Genomic DNA, 24011 nt, shown 5'->3' with positions numbered 1-24011 from the left:
GGCCCGGCGCCGCGAGGCCGCCCTCGGCGCCGCGGTCGCCCCAGGGCAGTGAGGCGGGATCGCGCTCGGAGAGGACCTTCAGGGAGTCGCCGTCGACGACCAGGTCACCGCCGCGGACCTCGACGGTCCCGTCGAAGCGGCCGTGGACGCTGTCGTACTTGAGGAGGTGCGCCAGGGTGTCCGAGTCGGTCAGGTCGTTGATGCCGACGATGTCGATGTCCTGGCCTTGCTCCTTGGCCGCGCGGAGGAAGTTCCGACCGATCCGACCGAAGCCGTTGATGCCGACCTTGAGGGTCATGACGTGTCGCTCTCCTTGAGCTCGTGGGGGCGCCACCGTGGTGCGGGCGCCGGGGTGTGTGCAGGCGGAGGGTAACCCACCTCCTCTGACCCTGACCGACCCCTTCGTCCAGCAAACACCGGGCCGTACGGCCCTGGGGTTCAGGTGTCCGCCGCCAACGTCGCCAGCAGCGCCTCCAAGCGCTGGAGCCGGCGGTGGACCGTGGCCTTGCCGACGGGAGGGTCGAGCAGCGCGCCGAGATCCGCGAGCGACGCCTCGGGGTTCGCCACCCGGACCAGCGCGGTGGCGCGCACGTCCTCGGGCAGCCCGTCCCAGCCGACCGCCGCGACGAGCCGCTCGACCACGCCGATCTGGGCGGCGGCCGCGTCCGCGGTCCGGCGCAGGTTCGCCCGGTCGGCGTTCACGCTGCGTGTGACCTGGCGGCGCAGGTCCCTGCGGACCCGCCCCTCCTCGAACGCCGCGAGGGTCTCGCGGGCGCCGACCTCGCCGAGCAGCTCGGTCACCGCGTCGCCGTCCTTGACGACCACGCGGGTGCCGTGGACCGCCGCGCCGATCAGCGCGCCCAGGTCGTGGGCGGTCCGCTCGCCCGGGGCGGCGACCTCGAGGTGCACGGGGGCGCCGGCGCCCGACAGCCGGCCCGCCACCATCAGCGCCCCGGCCAGGTACGCGGACCGGTGGTCGGCGGCGAGCGGTCCGGTCCCCTCACGGGGTCGGCCCCCGTCGTCCAGGATGCCGAGGGGGCCGAGCGCGGGGTGGCCCACCTCGACGAGGTAGGCCGCGGAGCCGGCCAGGTTGCCGCCCTGGTCGCGGGCCAGGCCGGGGTGGAGGCCGAAGGACTCGATGAGGGCCGTCCGCAGCCGCCGGGCGACGGAGCCCTGGGCGCAGCGCACCACGACCGACACCTGGGGGGACGGACCGCCTCCGCGCAGGCGCAGCGACCCGCCGAAGCGCACCATCGCGGCGGTCTCGGCAACCCGCGCGCGACCCTCTGGCGCCGGTCGGTGGGCCAGCTCCTCCCGCAGGGGTCGGGTCAGGCTCGCCACCGGGGTCTACGCCTCCAGCTGGTGGAGCGCCTTGGCGAGCTGCGCCGGGTCGTGCGCCGCGACGACCGTCCCGTCCTCGCGCCGGGCAGCCAGGTCGTCGGCGATGACCGCCGCGACCTGCGGGTGGTCGACCGCCACCCCGAGCGGCGCCCCGGAGCCCCGGGGCGCGGGGCCGCGGTGGGCCACGACCGTCAGCGATGCGGCGGTCGGGAGGTGCGCGCAGAGGACGTCGACGTGGTCCTGCAGGTCCATCCCGCCGGTCTCGCCGAGCTGGCCGGTCAGGTTCGCGACGTAGGCGAGCCGGGCCTGGCTGCGCTCGAGCGCGGCGCGGATCCCGGGCACCAGCAGGTTCGGCACGATCGAGGTGTAGAGGCTGCCCGGGCCGAGCAGCACCACGTCGGCGGCCTCGATCGCCGCCACGGCCGCCGGGCAGGCGGCGGGATCGCGCGGCTCGAGCCAGACCGCGCGGTGCCGGCCGGGGGTGGTCTGGATCGCGACCTGGCCCTCCACGGGCGCGCCGTCGACCTCCGCGACCAGGGTCACGTCGTCGGTGGTGCAGGGGACGACGGCGCCCTGGCAGCCGAGGAGGCGCGCGGCCGCGGCCACCGCCGCCACGACGTCACCGTCGTGGCGCTCCACCAGCGCGAGGAGGGCGAGGTTGCCCACCGCGTGGCCGCGCAGCTCGCCGTCGGCGAAGCGGTGCTCGAAGAGGTCGGCGAGGTCCCGGTCGCCGGCGAGGCTCTCGAGCGCCATCCGCATGTCGCCCAGGGCGACGATGCCGTGCTGCTGGCGCAGCCGTCCGCTCGACCCGCCGTCGTCGGCGACCGTGACGATCGCGGTCGGGCGGCGGGCGAGGTGCACCAGCGCCTCGAGGGTCCGCGCCAGCCCGTGACCGCCGCCGATCGCCACGATGCGGTCGGTCACCGCCGTCACTCCCGGGACCGGTCCCGGTGGTTGACCTGCACCGCCTCGCCGAGGCCGCGCAGGTGGCGGGCGACCTCCTCGGCCAGGGCGACCGACCGGTGCTTCCCGCCGGTGCAGCCGATCGCGATGGTCAGGTAGCGCTTGCCCTCGCGGCGGAACGCCGGCACCACCAGATCCAGGAGAGGGAGGAGGTGCGCGAGGAACTCCTTGGCCTCGGGCTGGCCGAGGACGTAGTCGCGAACGGGCTCGTCGAGGCCGGTGTAGGGCTTCAGCTCGGGGACCCAGTGGGGGTTCGGCAGGAACCGGACGTCGAACACCAGGTCGGCGTCGCGGGGGGTGCCGTGCTTGAAGCCGAAGCTGACGAGGTTGGTCACCATGACCGTGTCGCCGGGGTCGCCGAAGGCGTCGACCAGCTTGTCCCGCAGTTGGTGGACGTTCAGCCGGGTCGTGTCGATCACGAGGTCCGCCTCGGCCCGCAGGTCGCTCAGCAGCTCCTTCTCACGCGAGATCCCCTCGAGGATCCGGTCCTCCCCGGCGAGGGGGTGGACGCGGCGTCCCGCCTCGTAGCGCTGCACGATCGTCTGGGTGGAGGCCTCGAGGTAGAGCACGCGGACGCTGAGGCCGCGCTCCTCGAGGGAGCGGACCGACTGGCGCAGGTCGCCGAAGAACTGCCGGCCGCGCACGTCGATCACGAGGGCGATCCGGGTCACGTCCGCACCGGGGCCGGTGGCCAGCTCGACGACGGAGTCGAGCAGCTGCGGGGGCATGTTGTCGATCACGAAGTACCCGATGTCCTCGAGGACCTTCGCGGCGGTGGTCCGCCCGGCCCCGGACATGCCGGTGATGATCGCGATGGTGGGCTGCATCGTCCCGAGCCTACGGGGTTGCTCTGCGGGCGGGACTTGCCAGATGGGTGAAGTCAGCCTTACCTTCCCCGTCATGCGCTCCACATCCCGCCGCGTCCACGCGGTCGCCCTCGCCGTCCTGCTCGTCCTCGCCACCGCGGCCTGCGGCAGCGACGACGGCGCGGAGGTCCGCAACCTCGACAGCGAGGCGGAGTCCGGCAGCGGGTCGGGGTCGGCCAGCGCGTCCGGGTCGGCCAGCGCGCCCGGGTCGGCGAGCGCGTCCGGGTCGGCCAGCGCGTCCGGGTCGGCGAGCGCGTCCGGGTCGGCGAGCGGGTCGGCGACCGCGGTGTCCGACGCCGAGTGCGTCCCGGTCGCCCCCGACCTCGAGGGCGACACGGACACCACCGTCGAGCTCACCGCCGTGGACTACGCCTTCGAGCCCGCCGACGTCGAGGTGGACGCGGGCGTCGTCACCTTCGAGGTCGCCAACGAGGGCGACGAGCCCCACGAGCTGGCGTTCCTCCCCGGCGGTGGCGAGGTGCCCCTCACCGACGACGGGGTCCCGGACGAGGCGGCCCTCGAGGAGGCGGGCGCCTTCGAGCTGGAGGCCTTCGGCCCCGGGCAGACCTGCAACGCCACCTACGAGCTGGAGGCGGGCGAGTACACCCTGTTCTGCATCGTGGTGACCCCGGAGGGCACGACCCACTACGAGGAGGGGATGGAGGGGACCCTCACGGTCTCCTGACCCCCGGTCGCAGGGCCTGGTGGATCCGTCCGGCGAGGCCGTCGCTGATGCCGTCGACCTCCGCGAGCTCGTCGACCGTGGCCTCGCGGACCGCCCTGACCGTGCCGAAGTGGGTCATCAGGGCCCGCCGGCGCGCCGCCCCCACCCCGGGGATGTCGTCGAAGACGGACTCGACCATCTCCTTGCCCCTCAGGCTGCGGTGGTAGGTGATCGCGAAGCGGTGCGCCTCGTCGCGGATGCGCATGACCAGGAAGAGGGCCTCGGACGACCGGGGCAGCATGATCGACTCCGACCGGCCGGGACGGAACACCTCCTCCATCCGCTTTGCGAGTGACGCGAGCTCCACCCCCTCCACCCCCAGCTCGTCGAGGGCCCGCTTGGCGGCGTTCAGCTGCCCCTTGCCACCGTCGATCAGGACGAGGTTCGGCGGGTAGGCGAACTTGCGCGGCCGTCCGGACTCGTCCTCCAGCGGGGCGTCGCGCTCCTCGAGGTAGCGCCTGAACCGCCGGGTGATGACCTCGTGCATCATCGCGAAGTCGTCCTGGCCGGCGACGCCGCGGATCTTGAAGCGGCGGTACTCGCTCTTGCGGGGCAGGCCGTCCTCCATCACCACCATGGAGGCGACGGAGTTGGTGCCCTGCAGGGTCGAGATGTCGTAGCACTCGATGCGCAGGGGCGACTGCTCGAGGCCCAGGTGCTCCTGCAGCTCGCGGAGGGCCTGGGAGCGGGCGTTGAAGTCCTTGGCGCGCTTGAGGCGGTGCTGGTGGAAGGCCTCCTCGGCGTTGCCGCGGACGGTGTCGAGGAACTCCCGCTTCGGGCCGCGCTGGGGCACCCGGATGGCGACCCTCGAGCCGCGGAGGTCGGCGAGGAGCTCCTCGAGGACGTCGGCGTCCTCGGGCAGCTCGGGGACCAGCACCTCCTTGCCGACCACCTGGGTGGTCGCGGCATCCGGTTCGTGGACCAACCCGTCGGCGCCGCCCTTCGCGGTCGCGGTCAGCGGCTCGCGGCCCGCCGCGTCCCCGCCGACGGTCGCGACCCGCTCGCTGAAGACCTGGACGATGAAGCGCGTGAGGAGCTCGGCCATGTCGAGGTCCTCGACCCGGTCCACGGTCGCGCCCTTGCGCCCGACGACGCGCCCGCGGCGGATGAAGAAGACCTGGAACGCCACCTCGAGGTCGTCGGCGTGCCAGCTGATCGCGTCGAAGTCCTCCTTCTTGCCGGTGACCATCACCTGCTTGGCGAGGGCGGTCTCCATCGCCCGCAGCTGGTCGCGGATCCGGGCGGCCGCCTCGTAGTTCTGCTTCTCCGCCTCGGTCCGCATGCGGGACTCGAGCTCCTCGGTCGCCCCGTCGGTGTCGCCCTCGATGAAGGCCATCAGCCCGTCGAGGAGGTCGCGGTGCTCCTCCGGGGTGACCTCGCCGACGCACGGACCGCTGCACTTGCCGATGTGGAACAGCAGGCACGGCCGGCCGGCCCGGGCGTGGCGGTCGAAGACGCCCTTCGAGCAGGTCCGCACCGGGTAGATGCGCAGCAGCAGGTCGAGGGTCTCGCGGATCGCGTAGGCGTGGGCGTATGGGCCGAAGTAGCGGGTCCCGTCGTGGCGCGGGTTGCGCCGCACCATCGCCCGCGGCACCTCCTCGGCCAGCGTGACCGCGAGGTACGGGTAGGACTTGTCGTCGTTGTACCGGACGTTGAAGCGGGGCCGGTGCTGCTTGATGAGGTTGTACTCGAGGTGCAGCGACTCGACGTCGGACCCGCAGATGATCCACTCGACGCTGGCGGCCGTCTCGAGCATCGCGCGGGTCCGCTGGTGCAGCTGGCCGACGTCCTGGAAGTAGCTCGACAGCCGGCTGCGGAGGCTCTTCGCCTTGCCGACGTAGATGACCCGGCCGTGCCGGTCGCGCCACAGGTAGCACCCCGGATCCGTCGGGATCGTCCCCGGGTCGGGCCGGAAGTCCAGCGCGGGGTTCCGCGGTCGTGAGGTCGTCGCCATCGCTTCCCCCGATCCTGCCAGCCCGGTGCGACGTTGCCCCTCGGGCGGGGGGCCGGCGAGGGGCGGGGGCGGCGGCCTACAGGGGCGGCCTACAGGGGCGCGATCCGTCCGACGGTGTCGCTCGCCACCTCGTAGGCGCGGCCGGCGCGGAGGACGGTCGGGTCGTCGAAGGGACGGCCCATCAGCTGCATGCCGAGCGGGAGCCCGTCGTCGTCGACGCCGACGGGGAGGGAGAGCGTCGGCAGCCCGGTCAGGTTCCCGGCCGACGTGAGCCGGACGATCGCGGTGGTGATGTCCTCGGTGTGGCCGTCGGGCCACGTCACGTCGGCCTGGCCGACCGCCGGGGCGCGCATGACCATGCACGGCGCGGCGAGGACGTCGATGTCGGCGAACATCGCCGCCCACGCCTGCTGCATCAGCGTGCGGACGCGCAGCGCCGTGATGTAGTCGGTGGCGAGGACCAGCTCGCCGACCTCGAGCAGGAGGCGCACGTCGTCGGTGTACAGCTCGCCCTTGGCCCGCAGGTCCTGGCGGTGGTAGGCGCTCGCCTCCGGCAGCAGGATCGCCCACTCCGCGCTGATGATCTCGTCCGCGTGCGGGATCGTCACGTCGACGAGGGTGGCCCCCCGGTCCTCGAGGACGCCGATGGCGCGCCGCACGGCCTGCTCGACCGCCGGCTCGACGTGGTCGAAGAACCAGTTGGTGGGGACCCCGACCCGCAGCCCGTCGATCCCGTCGTCGATGCCGGCCGCGTGGCTCGGCACCGGCACGTCCACGGTCGCGGGATCGCGCCGGTCGAACCCGGCGACGACGTCCATGACCAGGGCGGCGTCGGTGACGTTGCGGGTCAGCGGTCCGACGTGGTCGAGCGACCACGACAGCGACGCGACCCCTCGTCGGGATGCCCGGCCGTAGGTGGGCTTGAAGCCGACGGTCCCGCAGAAGGAGGCCGGGATGCGGATCGAACCCGCCGTGTCGCTGCCGGTGGCGACCGTGCACGCGCCGCCGGCGACCGCGGCGCCGGAACCCCCCGACGAGCCGCCGGGGATCCGGCTGGTGTCCCAGGGGTTGCGCGACTCAGGGGTCAAGCCGCCGTAGGCGAACTCGTGGGTGTGGGTCTTGCCGATCATGACCATGCCGGCGTCCCGCATCCGGGCGACCATCACCGCGTCGTCGTCGGGGACGTGATCGGCGCGCACCCGTGAGCTGGAGGTGGAGGCGACCCCCGCGGTGTCGAACAGGTCCTTCACGGCGAACGGGATGCCGTGCAGCGGACCGCGGTGGCGCCCCTCGGCGATCTCCCGCTCGGCGGTGCTGGCGGCCTTCCGCGCCAGGTCGCTGGTGACCGTCACGAAGGCGTTGGTGGCCGTCTGGACCGTCGCGGCACGGGCCAGCACCGATTCGGTCAGCTCGACCGGCGAGAGGTCCCGCGCCTCGATCGCTGCCGCCGCCTCGGTCAGCGACAGCTCCCAGGGCTGCACGTCAGGCCTCCCAGCGGGCGTCGAAGGCGGTCGCCGGCGGGGTCTCCCCGAGCTCGACCGCGTCGAGGCGGTCGATCAGCGCGTAGATGCCCTCCGCGGTGGCCGCGAGCTGCGGGCGGCGATCCGCAGGCAGGTCGAGGCGCGCGACCTGCAGCGCGTGGTCCAGCGCCTCCCCCTCGAACGAGCGCGGTCGGTGGTCCATGGCGGTCTCCTGGTCGTGAGCACGGGGACGGGTCCGGCGAGCGGGACCCTAGGACGCGTTGACTGGCCGGTCAACGGGCGCCGGGGACGCCCGCCTTGCCCCGAGAGGTTAGGTTGCCCTAAGGTCCCGGCATGGCTCGGATCCTCGTCACCGGTGGCGCCGGCTTCATCGGCACGAACCTGGTCCGCCACCTGCTGGACGCGGGTGACGAGGTGGTGGTCGTCGACCGCCTCCCCACCCGCCGCCAGCGCGCGAACGCCGACCTGCTGGCGGGCGAGGGGGCGGAGGTCGTGGTGGCCGACCTCGCGGCGGTCGACCTGGTCTCCCTCCTGCGCCGTGCGGACGGCGGGACGCCGGACGGGATCGTGCACCTGGCGGGGCAGCCGGGGGTGCAGACCAGCTGGTCGACCGGGTTCGCGGCCCACCTCGACGGCAACGTCGGCCTGGCCCAGCGGGTGCTGGAGGCCGCGCTCGAGGTCGGGGTCCCCCGGGTCGTGATGGCCTCCTCCAGCTCGGTGTACGGGGACCGCGGCGGGTGGGTGGCCGAGGACGGGCCACTGGCTCCGGTGAGCCCCTACGGCGCCACGAAGGCGGCGATGGAGCTGCTCGCCGGGACGTACGCCGCCCGCGGCCTCAGCGTGGTGTCCCTGCGGTACTTCACCGCCTACGGGAGGCTGCAGCGACCGGACATGGCCATCCACCGCATGCTGCGCGCCGGGCTGGGCGGTCCGCCGTTCCCCGTCCGCGGCGCCGGACGGCAGGTCCGCGACTTCACCCACGTCGACGACGTCGTGGCTGCCACGGCGGCGGCGCTGCGGGCGCCGCTCGACCCCGGCACGACGATCAACGTGGGCAGCGGCCGTCCCGTGTCCCTCGACGAGCTGCTGGCGGCCTGCGAGGTCGCCCTCGGCCACCCCGTGCCGACCTGTCGGGTGCCCGCCACCCCGGGTGACCCGGCCCGGACCGCCGCCCGGATCGACCGGGCCGCCCAGCTGCTGGGGTGGGCGCCGCGGGTGCCGCTCGCCGACGGGCTGGCGGACCAGCTGCGCTGGCAGGCCGGCCGGGCCCTACCGGTGCCGCTGGCCTCGTGAGCACCGGCCCCGCGGGCGGCCCGGACCGGCGGGCCGTCGTCGCCGCCGTGGTCCTCGCCGCCGTCGTCGCCTCCGCGGCCGCCCTGGCGGGCCTGGGGGCGCGGGCCACCTACGGTGCCCGCACGAGCGGCGACGAGCCGTACTACCTGCTGACGGCCGACAGCCTGGCGTCCGACGGCGACCTCGACATCGCCGACGAGCTCGCGGCCGAGGTGTACGCGCCGTACCACGAGATCCCGGTCGACCCGCAGACGACCCCGCTGCCCGGGGGCGCGCACCTCAGCCCCCACGACCCCCTGCTGCCGCTGGTCCTCGCGCCGGCGATGGGGGTCGGCGGGTGGGTGGCCGCGAAGGGGGTCCTCGCGCTGCTGGCTGGTCTCACGGCGGCGCTGACCGCGTGGCTGGCGATCCGTCGGCTCCGCGTGCGGCCCGGCACGGCCGGGTGGGTGACCGCCGGGTCGTTCGCCGGCATGCCGCTGGCGCCGTACGGCACGCAGGTGTACCCGGAGGTGCCGGCGGCGCTGGCCGTCCTCGTCGTGGTCGCGGCCGTCTCCACCATGGCGTCCCGGCGCTCGGCGGTTGCCCCGGGGGTGGCGGGGCCCGCGGTGCTGGCGGTGGCGGGCGTGGTGGTGCTGCCGTGGCTGTCGGTGAAGTACGTGCCGGTCGCCGCGGTGCTGGCGGCGCTGGCCGCCTGGCGGCTGTGGCGGGGTGGGCACCGTCGGGTGCTCGGGTGGAGCGCTGCGGGGCTGGTGCTCGCAGGCGTGACCTACCTGGTGGCCCACCAGGTCGTGTACGGCGGCTGGACCGTGTACGCCGCCGGCGACCACTTCGTCGACAGCGGCGAGCTGTCGGTCGTCGGCGTCGACCCCGACCACGTCGGACGTGCCCGTCGACTGGTCGGCCTGCTCGTCGACCGCGCGTTCGGCATCGGGGTCTGGCACCCGGCGTGGCTGGTCGCCCCGGCCGCGGTGGCCTGGCTGGTGGCCCGCCGCGACCAGCCCGACCGGTGGCTGGTCGTCGCACCCCTCGCTGTGGGGTGGCTGGTGGCGACGTTCGTCGCCCTCACGATGCACGGCTGGTGGGTGCCGGGCCGTCAGGTCGTCGTGGTCCTGCCCCTCGCCGCCCTGGCCCTGTGCGGGCTCGTCGACCGGCATCGAGCCATCGCCGTGGCGGTCGCAGCAGGCGTGGTGGCCGGGGTGGTCAACTGGCTGTGGCTCGCCGTCGAGGCGTCCACCGGCGCGCGGACACTCATCGTCGACTTCGCCGAGACCTCCGCGCCGCCGTACCGGCTGCTGGCGGTCCTGGCACCTGACGGCCTGGCCGGCGGCATGGTCGCGGATGTCGTGCGAGCTGCCTGGGCTGTGCTGCTCGCCGCGACGGCCGTTCTGGCCATCCGCGCGGCCCGCCGGTACGCCGACCCGGCACGAGCCACTGTGTCGGTGGACCCGTCAGGTGGGCGGGCGTACCGACACACCGGTCCTGGACGCGCCACTGTGTCGGTGGACCCGTCAGGTGGGCCGGCGTACCGACACACCGATGGGGAGGGGGTGCGGTGAGGACGATCCGGCGCCTCGGCGGACCGGCGATGGCCGTCCTCGCGGTCGTGGCCACCGGCGTGGCGGTCGCGGGGTTGGTGGCCACCGTCGACGTCGACGCCCTGCGATCGGGCGTCACGGCGGCGCGCGGCGACCTGGTCGGACTGGTCGTGGCCGTGGGCGCGTTCGGCACCGCGTTCGCGCTGCGGGCCGTGGCCTGGCAGCGGACCCTGCCGGGCCTGTCCTTCGGCCACGCCCTCGCGGCCATCCACGTGTCGCTGGGTGGGAACCACGTCCTGCCGTTCCGGCTGGGCGAGCCCCTGCGGATCCTGTCGGTCGTCCGCCGGGCGGGGATCAACCCGGCCGATGCCACGACGTCCACCGTGGCGCTGCGCACCGCCGACATCGTGTCGCTGCTGGTGATGGGAGTGGTCGCGGGACCGGCCGTCGTCGCGGACCTGCTCGGTCCTGCCGGCGCGGGCGTGGCGCTGGTCGTCGCCCTCGCGGGTGCCGGCGCGGTGTGGGTCGCGGTGCGGCGCCGACGCGCGGGCGCTGGGATCCGCCCGCCCGGCCCGGTCGTGCTGGCTTTGACGACGTTCGCCTGGGTTGCAGAGGCCGTGCTCGTCTGGCAGGTCCTCACGTGGTTCGGCGTGCGGCCGTCGGCGGCGGACGCGGTCGTGGTCCTGGCAGCGGCGATCGCGGCGCAGCTGGTGGCGCTGGCACCGGGCGGGCTCGGGTCGTACGAGGCGGCGGCGACGGCCGCGCTGGTCGCCGTGGGGGTCCCGTCGGGCCGTGCCATCGCCGCCGCGCTGGCGATCCACGCGCTGAAGACGGCGTACTCCCTGGTGGCCGGGGTGGTGTCGACGGCCCTCCCGAGCCCGGGGCTCTGGGGCCGGCTCCGCCTGCCGCGCCGTCGTCCCCCGCGCCCCTCTCCCTGCCCCACCGGCGACGGACCGGTGGTGCTGTTCATGCCCGCCCACGACGAGGGACCGCGCGTCGCGGCGGTCGTGGCCCGGACGCCCGCGACCGTCGCCGGCCGGCCGGTGCAGGTCGTGGTGGTCGACGACGGCAGCGCCGACGACACGGCGACCCGGGCACGAGCGGCCGGTGCGACGGTGATCTGCCACGAGGTAAACCGGGGGTTGGGAGCCGCGGTGCGCACCGGGTTGGCGCACGCGACCGCCGTCGGGGCCAGCGCCGTCGCCTTCTGCGACGCCGACGGCGAGTACGACCCGGCAGAGCTCGAGGCGCTGGTCTCCCCGATCCTGGACGGCACCGCCGACTACGTCGTCGGCAGCCGGTTCGCCGGGACGATCCACCACATGCGACCCCACCGCCGGCTCGGGAACCAGGTGCTGACCGGATGGGTGCGCTGGACCGTGCGGCAGCCGGTGACCGACGGCCAGTCGGGCTACCGGGCCTTCTCCCCCGCCGCGGCAGCCGCCGCCGTGATCCCGCACGACTACAACTACGCCCAGGTCCTCACGATCGACCTCGTCGGGCGCGGGTTCACCTACGTCGAGGTCCCGATCACCTACGCCTTCCGCGCCTCCGGCCGCTCGTTCGTGCGGCTGGGCCGGTACCTGCGCCGCGTCGTCCCGACGGTCTGGCGCCAGCTGAACCCGGAACCGGCAACGCTGTCCCGCTGACCGGCGCTGATCCCCTCCCCCTCCCCACTGGCCCTCTGGGCCCTCCCCCTGGGCGTCCCCGGGAACTCTCAGTGCACCTAACGCCGTTCAGCGGGCAACTCCGGCGCACCGAGAGTCGGGAAACGGCAGGTCAGCGCCTCGACCCACGCTCCGACGCCGGAGGGTGACCCCGGTCAGTGCACCGAAAGTCGGGCGGACGGGGCCGGGGCACACAGGGCTGGGAGCTCAGTCCTCGACGACGTGGGCGTCGATGCGGCTGCGGGCTCGCCGCCACGCCGCCTCGTCCCATCCGTCGGGGCCGTCCAGCGCCTCGACCGCCCACCGGGCCATGTCGATGACGTGGTGGAGGTTGTCGGCCACGCCCAGGCCCTGACGGCCCAGCAGCGTGACCCCGTCGACGGCCTCGGCGCGGGACAGCAGATCCCGCAACCGGCCCGCGCCGGCGTTGTCGTACCGCGGGTACACGCGGGGCAGCCGGATGGTGCGGACCTCGACCGGGGAGGGGCTGGGCAGGCCGAGGCGGCCCATGCCCTCGAGGACGGCGCCCTCCAGCTGGTCCTCCGCGGCCTGCCACGTCGCGTCCCCCGGCGTCGCCGGCACCTCGGCGCACAGGACGGTCCGGTCGGCGGGGTCGGGTCCGTCGCGGTAGCCCTTGGGCTCGCTCAGCCGGACGAACGGGACCTCGAGGTCGGGGACGTAGTGGGCGTCCCACTCCAGGTACCGGGGCTGGTCGAGCACCAGGTAGACGAGGACGACCCCCCGGTGCACCAGCGCCGGGGTGGTGTCGGCCACCCCCGGGCTGGCGGCGACCAGCGCTGACGGTGGGGCGGTCCACAGCACACGCCCTGCCGCCAGCCGGCCGCCGTCGCGCGTGTGGATCACGGGTGCACGGCGGTCAGGGGTGACGGCCAGCGGGGCGGTCTCGAGCAGGACCTCCACCCCGGCGTCGACCGCGGCCTCGGCCAGGCGGTCCACGATCTGGCCGTAGCCGAGCCGCGGGTACAGGAAGGTCCGGCCGGTCGGGGTGGCGCTGCGGCGCAACCGGCCGATCACGTCACCGATGCCGCGCAGGGCGATGCGGCGGCGGGCGAGCTCGCCGGCCAGCTCCTCCGGCCCGACCCCCCAGAGCTTGCGGGCGTACGGCCCGTGGAAGCGGTCGAGGACGGTCGGGCCGAGGCGGGCGGCGACCACGTCGGCGTAGGTGGCGTCGGCCGGCTCGCGACGGACGACCCCCGTCAGCAGGTCCCCACCGATCCGGGCCGCGGTGGCCGGGGGGAGGGACCGGATCAGGTCCCCGACCTGCAGGGGGAACCCGACCCAGCGGCCGTCGAGGTGCAGCCGCCCGTGGCGGGGGCGGACCTGCAGGTCGCTGCCGAGCAGCTCGTCGAGCAGGGCCCGGGTCGGCCCGGACGCGCTCGGGTGCAGTCGGTGGCTGCCCAGGTCGACGCGCTGACCGCCGACGGTCGGGCTGGCCGCCATCCCGCCGAGCCGTGACGACGCCTCGACCAGAACGACGGACCGGCCGCGCCGCGCAGCCAACAGGGCCGCCGCCAGCCCGGCCGGGCCGCCGCCGACCACGACGACGTCGCTGCTGCGCTCGATCGGGCGGGGTGACATCGTCGCAGAACGGTAGGACGTCGGCGGCCACCCGCCAACGCCGCCCACGCAGCTGGGACGCCTACTAGCTGGCGATCGGCTCCCGTTGCAGCAGCGGCGCCAGGAACTTCCCGGTGTAGCTGTTCGGGGTGTCGACGATCTGCTCCGGCGACCCCTCGCCGACGATCGTGCCGCCTCCCGATCCGCCTTCGGGTCCGAGGTCGATGATCCAGTCCGCGGTCTTCACGACCTCGAGGTCGTGCTCGATCACGATGACCGTGTTGCCCTTGTCGACCAGCCGGTGCAGCACCTCGAGCAGCTTGCGGACGTCCTCGAAGTGCAGACCGGTCGTGGGCTCGTCCAGGATGTAGACGGTCTGGCCGGTCTGGCGCTTGCGGAGCTCGCTGGCCAGCTTGACCCGCTGCGCCTCACCACCGGACAGCGTCGTCGCCGCCTGTCCCAGCCGCACGTAGCCCAGGCCGACGTCGACCAGGGTCTCGAGGTGCGCCCGGATCGCCGACAGGTTGGTGAAGAACCCCAGCGCCTCCTCGATCGGCATGTCGAGGACGTCGGCGATCGTCTTGCCCTTGTAGTGCACCTGCAGGGTCTCGCGGTTGTACCGGGCGCCCTTGCAGACCTCGCACGGCACGTAGATGTCCGGCAGGAACTGCATGTCGATCTTGATCGTCCCGTCGCCCTTGCAGTTCTCGCACCGCCCGCCCTTGACGTTGAAGCTGAACCGCCCGGGCTGGTACCCGCGCATCTTCGCCTCCTGCGTGGCGGCGAACAGCTTGCGGATGTGGTCGAACACACCGGTGTAGGTCGCGGGGTTGGACCGCGGGGTCCGCCCGATCGGTGACTGGTCGATGCCGACCACCTTGTCGACGTCCTCCAGCCCGTCGATGCGGCGGTGGGCACCCGGCACGACCCGCGAGCCGTACACGTGCCGCATCAGGCCGGCCTTCAGGATGTCGTTCACCAGCGTCGACTTGCCGCTGCCCGACACGCCCGTGACGGCGGTGAACACGCCCAGGGGGAAGCGGACGGTCACGTCCTGCAGGTTGTGCTCCCGCGCACCTCTGACCGTGATCGCGTGGCCCCGCTTGGGCCGCCGGCGCTCGGGGGGCACCGGGATCTCGAGGCGCCCCGACAGGTACTTGCCCGTGATCGACCGGTCGTTCACCTGCAGGTCGGCGAGCGATCCGGAGTGCACGATCTCGCCGCCGTGCTCCCCCGCCCCGGGGCCGATCTCCACGACGTGGTCCGCCGCCTCCATCGTGGCGCGGTCGTGCTCGACGACGATCACGGTGTTCCCCAGGTCGCGCAGGCGCACCAACGTGTCGATCAGCCGCTCGTTGTCCCGCTGGTGCAGGCCGATCGAGGGCTCGTCCAGCACGTACAGGCACCCGACCAGCCCCGACCCGATCTGGGTCGCCAGCCGGATCCGCTGCGCCTCGCCGCCCGCCAGCGTCCCCGCGGACCGGCCCATCGTCAGGTAGTCGAGGCCGACGTCGAGGAGGAACCGCAGCCGCTCGTTGATCTCCTTGAGCACCGACTCGGCGATCATCGCGTCGCGCGTGCCGAGCTCGAGACCGGTGAAGAACGCCTGCGCGTCGGCGATCGACATGGCGGAGACGTCCGCGATGGACCGGCCGTCGATCAGGACGTGGAGGGGGAGGGGACGGAGCCGGGCGCCCTTGCACGTGGGGCAGGGCACCTCCCGCATGTACTCCTCGATCTTGTCCCGCTGGTAGTCCGAGTCGGTCTCGGCGTACTTCCGCTGCAGCCACGGGATCACGCCCTCGTACGACGCGTTGTAGCTGCGCTTCCGGCCGTACCGGTTGGTGTAGCTGACGTGCACCTTGCCGCCGACGCCGTGCAGCAGCGCCCGCTTGTGCTGGGCCTTCAGCTTCCGCCACGGCGTCTGGGTGCTGAACCCGCGCTCGGCGGCGATGGCCTTCAGCACCTGGGAGAAGTACCGCTGCTGCGGACCGGTCGAGAACGGGATCAGCACCCCGTCGTCGATCGAGTCGTCCTCGGCGGTGATGACCAGCTCGGGGTCGACCTCCTTGCGGATGCCGAGCCCGTCGCAGGAGTGGCAGGCGCCGTAGGGGGTGTTGAACGAGAACGACCGCGGCTCGAGCCGGTCGAAGGACAGCCCGTCGTAGGGGCACGCGAGGTGCTCGGAGAAGATCGTGTACTCCCCCTCCCCCTCACCCTCCCGCGGCACGGTCAGGACCGCGGCGACCCCGTCCGCCAGGGCCAGCGCCTGCTCGATCGAGTCGTTCAACCGCCGGCGGATGTGCGGCTTGGCGACCAGGCGGTCGACGACCACCTCGATGTCGTGCTGCTCGTAGCGAGCCAGGTCCGGGGGGTCGGCGAGGTCGACGACCTCTCCGTTCACGCGGGCGCGCGCGAAGCCCTTGGTGGACAGCTCCTTCATCAGGGTCGTGTAGTTGCCCTTGCGGCCGCGCACGACCGGGGCGAGGACCATGAACCGCTCCCCGTCGGGCAGCGACTCCAGCTGGTCGACGATCTGCTCGGCGGACTGCTGCTCGATCGGTCGTCCGCACTCGGGGCAGTGCGGCTTGCCGATCCGCGCGAACAGCAGGCGGAGGTAGTCGTAGACCTCGGTGATCGTCCCGACCGTCGAGCGGGGGTTCTTCGAGGTCGTCTTCTGGTCGATCGAGATGGCGGGGCTGAGCCCCTCGATGAAGTCGACGTCGGGCTTGTCCATCTGCCCGAGGAACTGGCGCGCGTAGGCGCTGAGGGACTCGACGTACCGTCGCTGCCCCTCCGCGTAGATCGTGTCGAAGGCCAGGCTGGACTTGCCGGATCCGGACAACCCGCTGAACACGACGAGGGCGTCGCGTGGGATCTCCAGCGACACGTTCTTGAGGTTGTGCTCACGGGCGCCGGCCACGCGGAGGACCGATGCCGGAGCGGAGGTCTGGTGTGGTGCGCTCACGACGGCCCAACGCTACCCGGCGGGTGCGACACGACCACCGTCAGAGGGCCACCTCGGGTGCGGACAACGGCCATCGGTACAGGGTCGACATGACTCGGGTCATCGAGGGTCCCAGGGCATATGAGCCGATTGATCTCCGCCGCCGCCACGATCCTCCTGCTCCTGGGTCTGCTCGCCATTCCGGCCGCCGCCCAGGAGCCGCCCGACTACGTCGTCGCCGATCCGACCTTCGAGGCGCGCGAGGGCGCCACCGCCTACAGCGGCACCCTCACCGTCGACGGGGCCGACTCCGGGTACCAGATCGAGGTCCCCGACGACTGGAACGGCACCCTCGTCCTCTACGCCCACGGCTTCGTGGGTCCGCAGCAGGCCGATCTCATCGTCCAGCCCCCGCCGCTGAGGGACCTGTTCATCGCCCAGGGCTTCGCGTGGGCCGCCTCGAGCTACTCGGCGAACGGGTACGTGATCGACTCCTCGATCGAGGAGACCGACGCCCTTCGGACCCGCTTCGCCGAGTTGACCGGCGAAGACGAGCCTACCGCCACGATCGTCCACGGGTTCTCCATGGGCGGGCACATCACCGGGGCCGCGATCGAGCGCCGTCCCGACGCCTACGTCGGGGCCCTGCCGGCCTGCGGCGTGATGGGCGACCTCGCGCTGTTCGACTACTTCGCCGACGTGAACCTCGTGGGCGGCACCCTGGCCGGCGTCGAGGTGCCGATCCCCGGCGACCTGTCCTACCTGCAGGGCCCCGCGCAGCAGATCTCCGCGATCCTCGGCCTGCAGACCGGCCTCAGGACGCCCGGCGGCGTGCAGTACGCCGACGTGGTCGAGCACCTGAGCGGCGGCGAGCGGCCGACGTTCGAGGAGTCGCTGCGCTTCTGGAACGTCGACGCGGCCATCGACCCGGGTGAGGGGCCGACGATCCCCTTCCTGCAGGCGCTGTACGGCCGTGCGCTGTCGGGTGGCCTCGAGACCCCCGTCGGTGCCGGTGACGCCTACGACAACGCCGACACCGTCTACCAGTTCCCGAACCACCCCGAGGGCGAGCTCTCCCCCGTCGAGGAGGCGCTCAACGCGCTGGTGCCCCGGGTGGAGGGTGACGCACCCGCGCCGTTCGCCGTGATCGACGGCGAGCCGGAGATCCCCGTCCTGTCCCTCCACACCACCGGCGACCTGTTCGTGCCCCTCCTCAACCAGCGGATCTACGCCCAGGAGGTCGCCGACCACGGCCTGTCGGAGAACCTCGTCCAGCGCACCGTCCGCGCCGCGGGGCACTGCGACTTCACCCCGGAGGAGCTGGTGACGGCCTTCGGCGACCTGGTGACGTGGATCACCACGGGCGAGCGGCCCGAGGGCGAGGACCTGCTGGACGACGCCGTCGTGGCCGATCGCGACCTCGGGTGCGCCTGGACGTCCGAGACCCGGCCGGGCATGCCCGAGTGCGACCCGCCGACCGCCATCACCGTGGAGGGCGCCGACCCGGTCGCCACGTCCATCGCGGTGAGCCAGGGCTGGGAGGCCTCGCCCGCCGCCGTGATCGCCCGGGCCGACGACTTCGCCGACGGCCTGACCGGCGCGTCGCTGGCCGGGGGGCTCGGCGCGCCGCTGCTGCTCAACCCGGTCGAGGCGCTGTCGCCCGACGTGCTGGCCGAGCTGCGGCGCCTGGGCGTGACGGACGTCACCCTCCTCGGCGGCACGGCCGCGCTGTCCGACGGGGTCGAGCAGGGGCTGGCCGACGCGGGCATGACCGTGGCGCGCGTGGCCGGGACGAACCGGTTCGGCACCGCCGCGGCCATCGCGACCGCGCTGGCCGAGGCCGCCGGCGCCCCGCCGGCGGAGGTGTTCCTCGCGAACGGCGGCGGGTTCGCGGACTCCGTCGCGGTGTCGGCGCTGTCGGCGTTCAGCCTGCAGCCGATCCTGCTCGTCGAGCAGGACCGCGTGCCCGCGGAGACCACCGCGGCCCTCGAGGCACTGGGCGACCCGGCGACCGCCGCGGTCGGCGGCACCGACGTGATCAGCGACCAGATCGCACCGGACGTCCGGCTGGCCGGGGACAACCGGTACGGCACCAGCGCGGCGGTGGTGGAGGCGTCCCGCGGCGCCGGGCTGCGGGTCAACGAGCCGTGGCTGGTCGACGGTGAGACGTTCGTCGAGGCCCTCGTCGCCGGCCCGGCCGCCGCGGCCGCCGGGCAGGTCATGGCCATGGTCGACGGTGACGACCTGGCCGGCTCGGCCGGATCGACGAACGACCTGATCGCGTCCCTCGCCGGGCTGGTGGAGGACCTGGTCGTCGTGGAGACCGCGGACAGCGTGGCCCAGAGCTCGGTCGACGCGCTCCTGGTGTCGTTGACGGACGGCTGATCGCGGGGTCCAGCAGCAGACGCCCCCGGTGACCGCCGGGGGCGTCGGGTAGAACCGGGCCATGAGCTACCCCGAGAACGGCCACGTCGAGCCCGGCGGCGCGACGGCCATCCGCACCGTGTCCCTGCCCGGCGGCGTCGACGTGGAGGTCCGCAAGCTCTCCGTCGGCCCGATGGACAACAACGCCTACCTGCTGGTGAGCGCGGGCGAGGCCCTGCTGATCGACGCCGCGAACGACGCCGAGCGGCTGCTCGAAGAGATCGGCCGGGCGGACCAGCCCGGCCCGGAGGCCGGCGTGCGGGTGGTCACGATCATGACCACGCACGGCCATCACGACCACTGGCAGGCTCTGGACGCCGTGGCGGAGGCCACCGGCGCGGAGGTGGTGGTGCACGCCGCCGACGCGGACATGGTCGACCGCGAAGCCGACCGCCACGTCGCGGACGGCGAGGCGCTGCGGTTCGGCGAGGCCTCCGTCCGGCTGATCCACACACCCGGCCACACGGCGGGATCGACGTCGGTCCTGCTGGGCGACCGCCACCTCTTCACGGGCGACACGCTCTTCCCGGGCGGGATTGGTCGGACCACAAGTCCCGAGGAGTTCGACACAGCGTACCGCTCCGTGACCGAGCGTCTCTTCATCCTGGACGACGAGACGTGGGTCTATCCGGGCCACGGGGACGATACGACGTTGGGCGCCGAGCGACCGCACCTCGAGGAGTGGCGCGAGCGCGGCTGGTGAGGCTGAGCCGCGGGTGCTTGGGGGCGCCCCGGCGGCCGTAGAACCCCGCAGATGTGCACTTGCCCCTTCCACCGCGTCGAAGTGCACATCCAGACCGGCGACCGGCCCGTCGCGGCCCCGGTCAGTCGTCGACCGGCGCCAAGAGCTCGGCGAGGGTCCTACGCTGGTCTGGCGTCAGCGGAGGGGCCCGTTCGACGACCCGCCTGACGTAGTGGGCGGTCGGGTCGTCGGCGGCGTCCCGTGAGATCGGGCGGTCTGTGCGTCCGGCTGCTCCGCCCCGCAGGTCGACGCTGACCGGATCGCTCCTGGCCGCCGTCTCCTGCGCAGTCGTCGCCATCGCGCCCGTTCCGACGTCGCACGCCCCCGTCTTGTGTCAGCGAATCTCGCCAGCCCCGAACTCGCGCCGGATCGAAAGTCGTTGACACAACGGGCCCCTCTCCCCCGTCTACCAGGACACACGTCTTGCACACGAGGACGGCAGGGAGGCGGCAGGTCGGATGTCAGTGACTCCACAGACCGGGTGGGTCCCGTGACGGTGTCGATGCGGGTGATGTCCGCGGGCGCCGGCTACCGCTACCTCCTCGACTCCGTCGCCGTCGGCGACGCCGTCCGTGGGCCCGGACGCGGGCTGGCGGACTACTACCCCGTCGAGGGCTGCCCGCCGGGCCGCTGGCTCGGCTCAGGACTGCCGGCCCTCGGCCGCAGGGAGCTGCGAGCGGGCGGTGTGGTCACCGAGGAGCAGGTGGCACGCCTCCTTGGCCAGGGCCGCGACCCGCTCACAGCCGAGCCGTTGGGACGCGCCTACCCTAAGTACCGCTCACCGACGGAACGCATCGCCGACCGCGTCGCCGAGCTCGACCCGAACCTGGACGACGACGCCCGCGCGGCCGCCGTCGAACGGATCGAGGCCGAGGAGGGGAAGCGGCGTGGCCGACGGGCGGTGGCCGGGTTCGACCTGACCTTCAGCGTCCCCAAGTCCGTCTCGGTGCTCTGGGCCCTCGCCGACGAGCACACCCGCGCCCAGGTCATCGACGCACACCACGCCGCCATCGCCGACGTGATCGACCTGCTCGAGCGCGAGGTCGCCGCGACCCGGATGGGCGCGAGGGCGCCGGACGGTGCGGTCGCCCAGGTCCCCGTGGCCGGGGTCATCGCGGCCGCGTTCGACCACTACGACTCTCGCGCCGGCGACCCCCAACTCCATACCCACGTCGTCATCGCCAACAAGGCCAAGACCGTCCTCGACGGCAGGTGGCGCGCCCTGGACGGCCGCCCGGTCCACGCGGCCATGGTCGCGCTGTCCGAGCACTACAACGCCGTCCTCGCCGACCGACTCACCACCGCACTCGGCGTCGTCTGGACCCAACGGGACCGCGGCGCCGATCGCAACCCGGCGTGGGAGATCGCCGGCATCCCCAACGAGCTCCTCGACGTCTTCTCGTCCCGCACCGCCGACATCGACGTGGCCAAGGAGCAGCTGATCGCCGACTACGTCGCCGCCCACGGCCACCAGCCGTCGGCGACGACGGTCTTGAAGCTCCGTCAGCAGGCGACGTTGGCGACCCGGCCGGACAAGTCGTTGCACTCGCTCTCGGACCTTACCGACCGCTGGCGGACAACAGCGGAGACGCATGGCCACTCCCCCGCCGCCTGGCTGACGCACGTCCTGGGCGGCAGGTCACAGCAACGACTGCGCGCGGGCGACCTGTCGCCGGCGACCGTCGAGGGGATCGCCGCCACCGTGGTCGAGGTGGTGGGCGAGCGGCGGTCGACGTGGCGCAGGTGGAACCTGCACGCCGAAGCCACCCGGCAGCTCATGGGCGTCCGCTTCGCCTCGTTGCACGACCGCGAGGCCATCCTCGCGAGCGTCGTCCGGGCCGCGGAGCGTGCCTCGGTGCTACTCACCCCGCCGGAGCTCGGAGCAGTCCCGCCGGAGCTGCGGCGCGAGGACGGCACGAGCATGCTCCGGCCGCGCCACTCGGAGGCGTTCACCTCCGCCGAGCTCCTCGCGGCGGAGGACCGTCTGCTCCAGCTGTCGCGGGCACGGAATGCGCCGCAGGTCCCTGCCGTCACCGTGGCCCACCACGCCGACGGGCTTGGCGACGACCAGGTCGCCGCGATCGCCCAGGTCGCCACCTCCGGCCGGGTGGTCGACGTCCTCGTAGGCCCAGCCGGCGCAGGCAAGACCACCACCATGCGAGCCCTCCGCACAGCCTGGGAGCACCTCTACGGCGCCGGCACGGTGGTCGGCCTTGCGCCGTCCGCCGCGGCGGCCGAAGTGCTCGGCGCCGACCTCGAGGTAGAGGCCGAGACCCCCGCGAAGTGGCTCCACGAGCTCGCGGGCTGCCGTGTCGCGCTCCGCGCCGGCCAGCTGGTGATCGTCGACGAAGCCTCCTTGGCCGGAACCCACACCCTGCACCGCATCGCCACCGCCACCGCCGACGCCGCCGCGAAGCTGCTCCTCCTAGGCGACCCCGCCCAGCTGGCCGCCGTTGACGCCGGCGGCGCGTTCAGGTTGCTTGCGACCGACCGCGATGACGTCGCCGAGCTCAGCGACGTCCGCAGATTCCACCACGACTGGGAGAAGCACGCCTCCCTACAGCTGCGCGACGGGAACGCAGCGGTCCTCGACACCTACGACCAGCACTGCCGACTCCTCGACGGCGACACGGACGCAATGTTCGACGCCGCGTACACCGCCTGGCAGGCCGACCTCGCCTCGGGCAAGACCAGCTTCCTCATCGCACCCACCCGCGAGCACGTCACCACCCTTAACGCGCGTGCCCATGACGACCGGGTCGCGACCGGCGACGTCGACCCGTCCATAGTCATCCGCTTGCACGACCGCACGCTCGCCGGTGTCAGCGACGCCATCGTGACCCGCCGCAACCACCGGCAGCTCACCGACGCCTCCGGCCGATGGGTCCGCAACGGCGACCGCTGGACCATCAGCGCCATCCTCCCCGACGGGGCCCTCGCTGTGTTGGGTAACGGCGGCAGCGTTCAACTCCCGGCCGACTACGTGGCAGAGCACGTCGAGCTCGGCTACGCCGTCACCGCCCACCGCGCCCAGGGCGCAACGGTCGACACCGCCCACGCCATCGTCACCCCCGCGATGACCCGCGAGACGCTGTACGTCGCCCTCACGCGCGGTCGGGCTTCGAACCGCGCCTACGCCATCACCGACAGCGCCGACCTCGAGGCTCACCAGGACGACGGCGACAACGTCACGGGCCGGCGAGTGCTCACCGGCGTGCTCAGCCGGGTCGGTGCGGAACGGTCCGCCCACGAGACGCTGCGGGCCGAGCAGGACCGCTGGGGAGGCATTACCCAGCTCGCCGCGGAGTACGACACCATCGCCGCCACCGCCCAACACGACCGCTGGACGAATCTCATCCGAGGCTGCGGCCTCACGAGCGACCAGGCCAACCAAGTCCTCGCGTCCGACGCGTTCGGACCCCTCGCAGCCGCGCTGCGTCACGCCGATGCTCACCATCTCGACCTCGAGGAACTGCTCCCCAACCTCGTCGACGCCCGCGAGCTCGACAACGCCCACCAGGTCGCCGCAGTCCTCCACCATCGCATCACCACCGCCACCACCCGCCTCGCCGCACGCCACCAGCGGCAACCACGCGAGATGATCGCCGGCCTCATCCCCACGGCTGCCGGTCCCATGACCCCCGCAATGCGGACCGCCCTCGACGAACGCCAACAACTAATCGAACAGCGCGCCAGTGGACTCGTTCAGACCGCGATCGCCCGGCATGAACCCTGGATCCGCCACCTCGGACGCGTACCTCAACAATGGCACGGCCGCGACTGCTGGGTCCGCACCGCGACCACCGTTGCCGCGTACCGCGACCGCTACGACATCACCACCGCGAACCCGCTCGGTCCTGATCCAGTCAGCGACATGCAGAGGGCCGATGCCGGCCGAGTCCGCGAGGCCCTTGACCGTCTGCGACAGATCCGCGCGCTGGATGCGAGGACAGCGTCGCGCCGACCAGTCCAGCGAGACTCACCCGGGCTCGGTCGGTCATTGTGAGAGGGGGGAGCGCATAAGTTGCGCAATCCTGCTAAACCCATCGTTTGCAGAGACGGCGCGGCCTGTGGACCACCCCTTTCACGAGTTGTTGACAACGGGTGGTCCCAGGATGCCGTCCACATAAGTCGCGTACGGGGCGCGACGAAGCACCGGAACTGGCAGCGGACTGATCGCCGAGCACTAGGCGCGAAAGCTCCCTAGCCCCTTCCTCGAAGTAGAGCCTCTCCCGCAGAGAGCGCCGCATGCACTTGCTCGATACTACGGCGACTGTTCCTTTCCCCTATCCGCTCCGGTACTGTTATCTGGGTTCGCGCTATTCCGTCACCATCAACGCCACCTCGTACAAGGAAAGGTCGCAATTCAGCGCCTCCTGTAGAAGGTGTGGGCCGGTGACGGCCGCGGGGTGGGCGTAGTCGCTGGTCAGCGCGGCGGGAGGGCCTCACGAGCGACGCGCACGGTCTGGACGACGATTCGGGGTGTCTTACGCCTC

General features: G+C 73.2%; 16 protein-coding genes. 7 read left to right on the top strand and 9 right to left on the bottom strand.

Translation table 11 applies throughout. The features are described from left to right. The 4 genes from ACEQ2X_RS23205 to rapZ all read right to left on the bottom strand — a co-directional run. On the bottom strand, window positions 1-298 hold a 298-nt coding region (locus tag ACEQ2X_RS23205; protein ID WP_370328265.1), incomplete at its 3' end, for a glyceraldehyde 3-phosphate dehydrogenase NAD-binding domain-containing protein. Between the two features lie 140 nt (window positions 299-438). Next, window positions 439-1341, bottom strand: a complete 903-nt coding sequence (gene whiA / locus ACEQ2X_RS23200) for a DNA-binding protein WhiA (RefSeq protein WP_370328264.1) — start codon at window positions 1339-1341, stop codon at window positions 439-441. Window positions 1342-1347: 6 nt separating this feature from the next. Continuing rightward, window positions 1348-2265: a uridine diphosphate-N-acetylglucosamine-binding protein YvcK gene (gene yvcK / locus ACEQ2X_RS23195; RefSeq protein ID WP_370328263.1), complete on the bottom strand. Its 918-nt coding sequence runs from the start codon at window positions 2263-2265 to the stop codon at window positions 1348-1350. Between the two features lie 5 nt (window positions 2266-2270). Beyond that, window positions 2271-3131, bottom strand: a complete 861-nt coding sequence (gene rapZ / locus ACEQ2X_RS23190) for an RNase adapter RapZ (RefSeq protein ID WP_370328262.1) — start codon at window positions 3129-3131, stop codon at window positions 2271-2273. 73 nt (window positions 3132-3204) lie between these two features. On the opposite strand from rapZ, the gene ACEQ2X_RS23185 reads away from it, so the two are divergent. Beyond that, the gene (locus ACEQ2X_RS23185) at window positions 3205-3855 is read left to right on the top strand and encodes a cupredoxin domain-containing protein (RefSeq protein ID WP_370328261.1); all 651 of its coding nucleotides are present in this window, start codon (window positions 3205-3207) and stop codon (window positions 3853-3855) included. Here the strand turns inward: ACEQ2X_RS23185 and uvrC are convergent. The 3 genes from uvrC to ACEQ2X_RS23170 all read right to left on the bottom strand — a co-directional run bounded on the left by uvrC (window position 3842) and on the right by ACEQ2X_RS23170 (window position 7531). Beyond that, the gene (gene uvrC, locus ACEQ2X_RS23180; RefSeq protein WP_370328260.1) at window positions 3842-5848 is read right to left on the bottom strand and encodes an excinuclease ABC subunit UvrC; all 2007 of its coding nucleotides are present in this window, start codon (window positions 5846-5848) and stop codon (window positions 3842-3844) included. The genes ACEQ2X_RS23185 and uvrC overlap by 14 nt on opposite strands. A gap of 89 nt (window positions 5849-5937) precedes the next feature. Next, a complete protein-coding gene (locus ACEQ2X_RS23175) occupies window positions 5938-7329 on the bottom strand; it encodes an amidase (RefSeq protein ID WP_370328259.1) in 1392 nt (463 codons plus the stop codon). Between the two features lies 1 nt (window position 7330). Then, window positions 7331-7531, bottom strand: coding sequence for a hypothetical protein (locus ACEQ2X_RS23170; RefSeq protein WP_370328258.1), 201 nt, complete (start codon window positions 7529-7531; stop codon window positions 7331-7333). Between the two features lie 131 nt (window positions 7532-7662). Between ACEQ2X_RS23170 and ACEQ2X_RS23165 the strand changes: the two genes are divergently transcribed. Genes ACEQ2X_RS23165 through ACEQ2X_RS23155 form a run of 3 tightly spaced genes read left to right on the top strand, consistent with a single transcriptional unit; the run spans window position 7663 to window position 11806 of the window. Further along, window positions 7663-8622, top strand: coding sequence for an NAD-dependent epimerase/dehydratase family protein (locus tag ACEQ2X_RS23165; protein WP_370328257.1), 960 nt, complete (start codon window positions 7663-7665; stop codon window positions 8620-8622). Beyond that, window positions 8619-10178, top strand: coding sequence for a hypothetical protein (locus tag ACEQ2X_RS23160; RefSeq protein ID WP_370328256.1), 1560 nt, complete (start codon window positions 8619-8621; stop codon window positions 10176-10178). The genes ACEQ2X_RS23165 and ACEQ2X_RS23160 overlap by 4 nt, the downstream gene beginning before the upstream one ends. Continuing rightward, on the top strand, window positions 10175-11806 hold the full coding sequence (locus ACEQ2X_RS23155) for a lysylphosphatidylglycerol synthase domain-containing protein (RefSeq protein ID WP_370328255.1): 1632 nt from the start codon (window positions 10175-10177) through the stop codon (window positions 11804-11806). The genes ACEQ2X_RS23160 and ACEQ2X_RS23155 overlap by 4 nt, the downstream gene beginning before the upstream one ends. Before the next feature lie 225 nt (window positions 11807-12031). On the opposite strand, the gene ACEQ2X_RS23150 is transcribed toward ACEQ2X_RS23155, so the two are convergent. Next, entirely contained in the window at window positions 12032-13423 is a 1392-nt protein-coding gene (locus ACEQ2X_RS23150; RefSeq protein ID WP_370328254.1) for an NAD(P)/FAD-dependent oxidoreductase, read from the bottom strand. A gap of 64 nt (window positions 13424-13487) precedes the next feature. Further along, window positions 13488-16370 (bottom strand): excinuclease ABC subunit UvrA, encoded by a 2883-nt coding sequence (gene uvrA / locus ACEQ2X_RS23145; RefSeq protein WP_370328253.1) that lies wholly within the window; start codon window positions 16368-16370, stop codon window positions 13488-13490. 120 nt (window positions 16371-16490) lie between these two features. On the opposite strand from uvrA, the gene ACEQ2X_RS23140 reads away from it, so the two are divergent. The 3 genes from ACEQ2X_RS23140 (at window position 16491) to mobF (ending at window position 23521) form a co-directional block, all read left to right on the top strand. Beyond that, the gene (locus ACEQ2X_RS23140) at window positions 16491-18734 is read left to right on the top strand and encodes a cell wall-binding repeat-containing protein (protein ID WP_370328252.1); all 2244 of its coding nucleotides are present in this window, start codon (window positions 16491-16493) and stop codon (window positions 18732-18734) included. A 61-nt stretch (window positions 18735-18795) separates the two neighbouring features. Then, window positions 18796-19476 carry an MBL fold metallo-hydrolase gene (locus tag ACEQ2X_RS23135; RefSeq protein WP_370328251.1) on the top strand — a complete coding sequence of 227 codons (681 nt, stop codon included), beginning with the start codon at window positions 18796-18798 and terminating at the stop codon, window positions 19474-19476. 550 nt (window positions 19477-20026) lie between these two features. Next, window positions 20027-23521 (top strand): MobF family relaxase, encoded by a 3495-nt coding sequence (mobF, locus tag ACEQ2X_RS23130; protein WP_370328250.1) that lies wholly within the window; start codon window positions 20027-20029, stop codon window positions 23519-23521. Window positions 23522-24011 lie beyond the last annotated feature (490 nt).

Source organism: Euzebya sp. (assembly GCF_964222135.1).
GTDB lineage: Bacteria > Actinomycetota > Nitriliruptoria > Euzebyales > Euzebyaceae > Euzebya.
The sequence above is the reverse complement of the archived record's forward strand: the minus strand, read 5'-3'. Positions and strand labels throughout refer to the sequence as shown.

Excerpts from the sequence above, each read along its gene's own strand:
- ACEQ2X_RS23140 (WP_370328252.1), top strand. The coding sequence starts at position 16,491 with ATGAGCCGATTGATCTCCGCCGCCGCCACGATCCTCCTGCTCCTGGGT.
- ACEQ2X_RS23135 (WP_370328251.1), top strand. The coding sequence starts at position 18,796 with ATGAGCTACCCCGAGAACGGCCACGTCGAGCCCGGCGGCGCGACGGCC.
- ACEQ2X_RS23150 (WP_370328254.1), bottom strand. The coding sequence starts at position 13,423 with ATGTCACCCCGCCCGATCGAGCGCAGCAGCGACGTCGTCGTGGTCGGC.
- rapZ (WP_370328262.1), bottom strand. The coding sequence starts at position 3,131 with ATGCAGCCCACCATCGCGATCATCACCGGCATGTCCGGGGCCGGGCGG.
- ACEQ2X_RS23185 (WP_370328261.1), top strand. The coding sequence starts at position 3,205 with ATGCGCTCCACATCCCGCCGCGTCCACGCGGTCGCCCTCGCCGTCCTG.
- mobF (WP_370328250.1), top strand. The coding sequence starts at position 20,027 with ATGTCCGCGGGCGCCGGCTACCGCTACCTCCTCGACTCCGTCGCCGTC.
- uvrC (WP_370328260.1), bottom strand. The coding sequence starts at position 5,848 with ATGGCGACGACCTCACGACCGCGGAACCCCGCGCTGGACTTCCGGCCC.
- ACEQ2X_RS23165 (WP_370328257.1), top strand. The coding sequence starts at position 7,663 with ATGGCTCGGATCCTCGTCACCGGTGGCGCCGGCTTCATCGGCACGAAC.
- ACEQ2X_RS23170 (WP_370328258.1), bottom strand. The coding sequence starts at position 7,531 with ATGGACCACCGACCGCGCTCGTTCGAGGGGGAGGCGCTGGACCACGCG.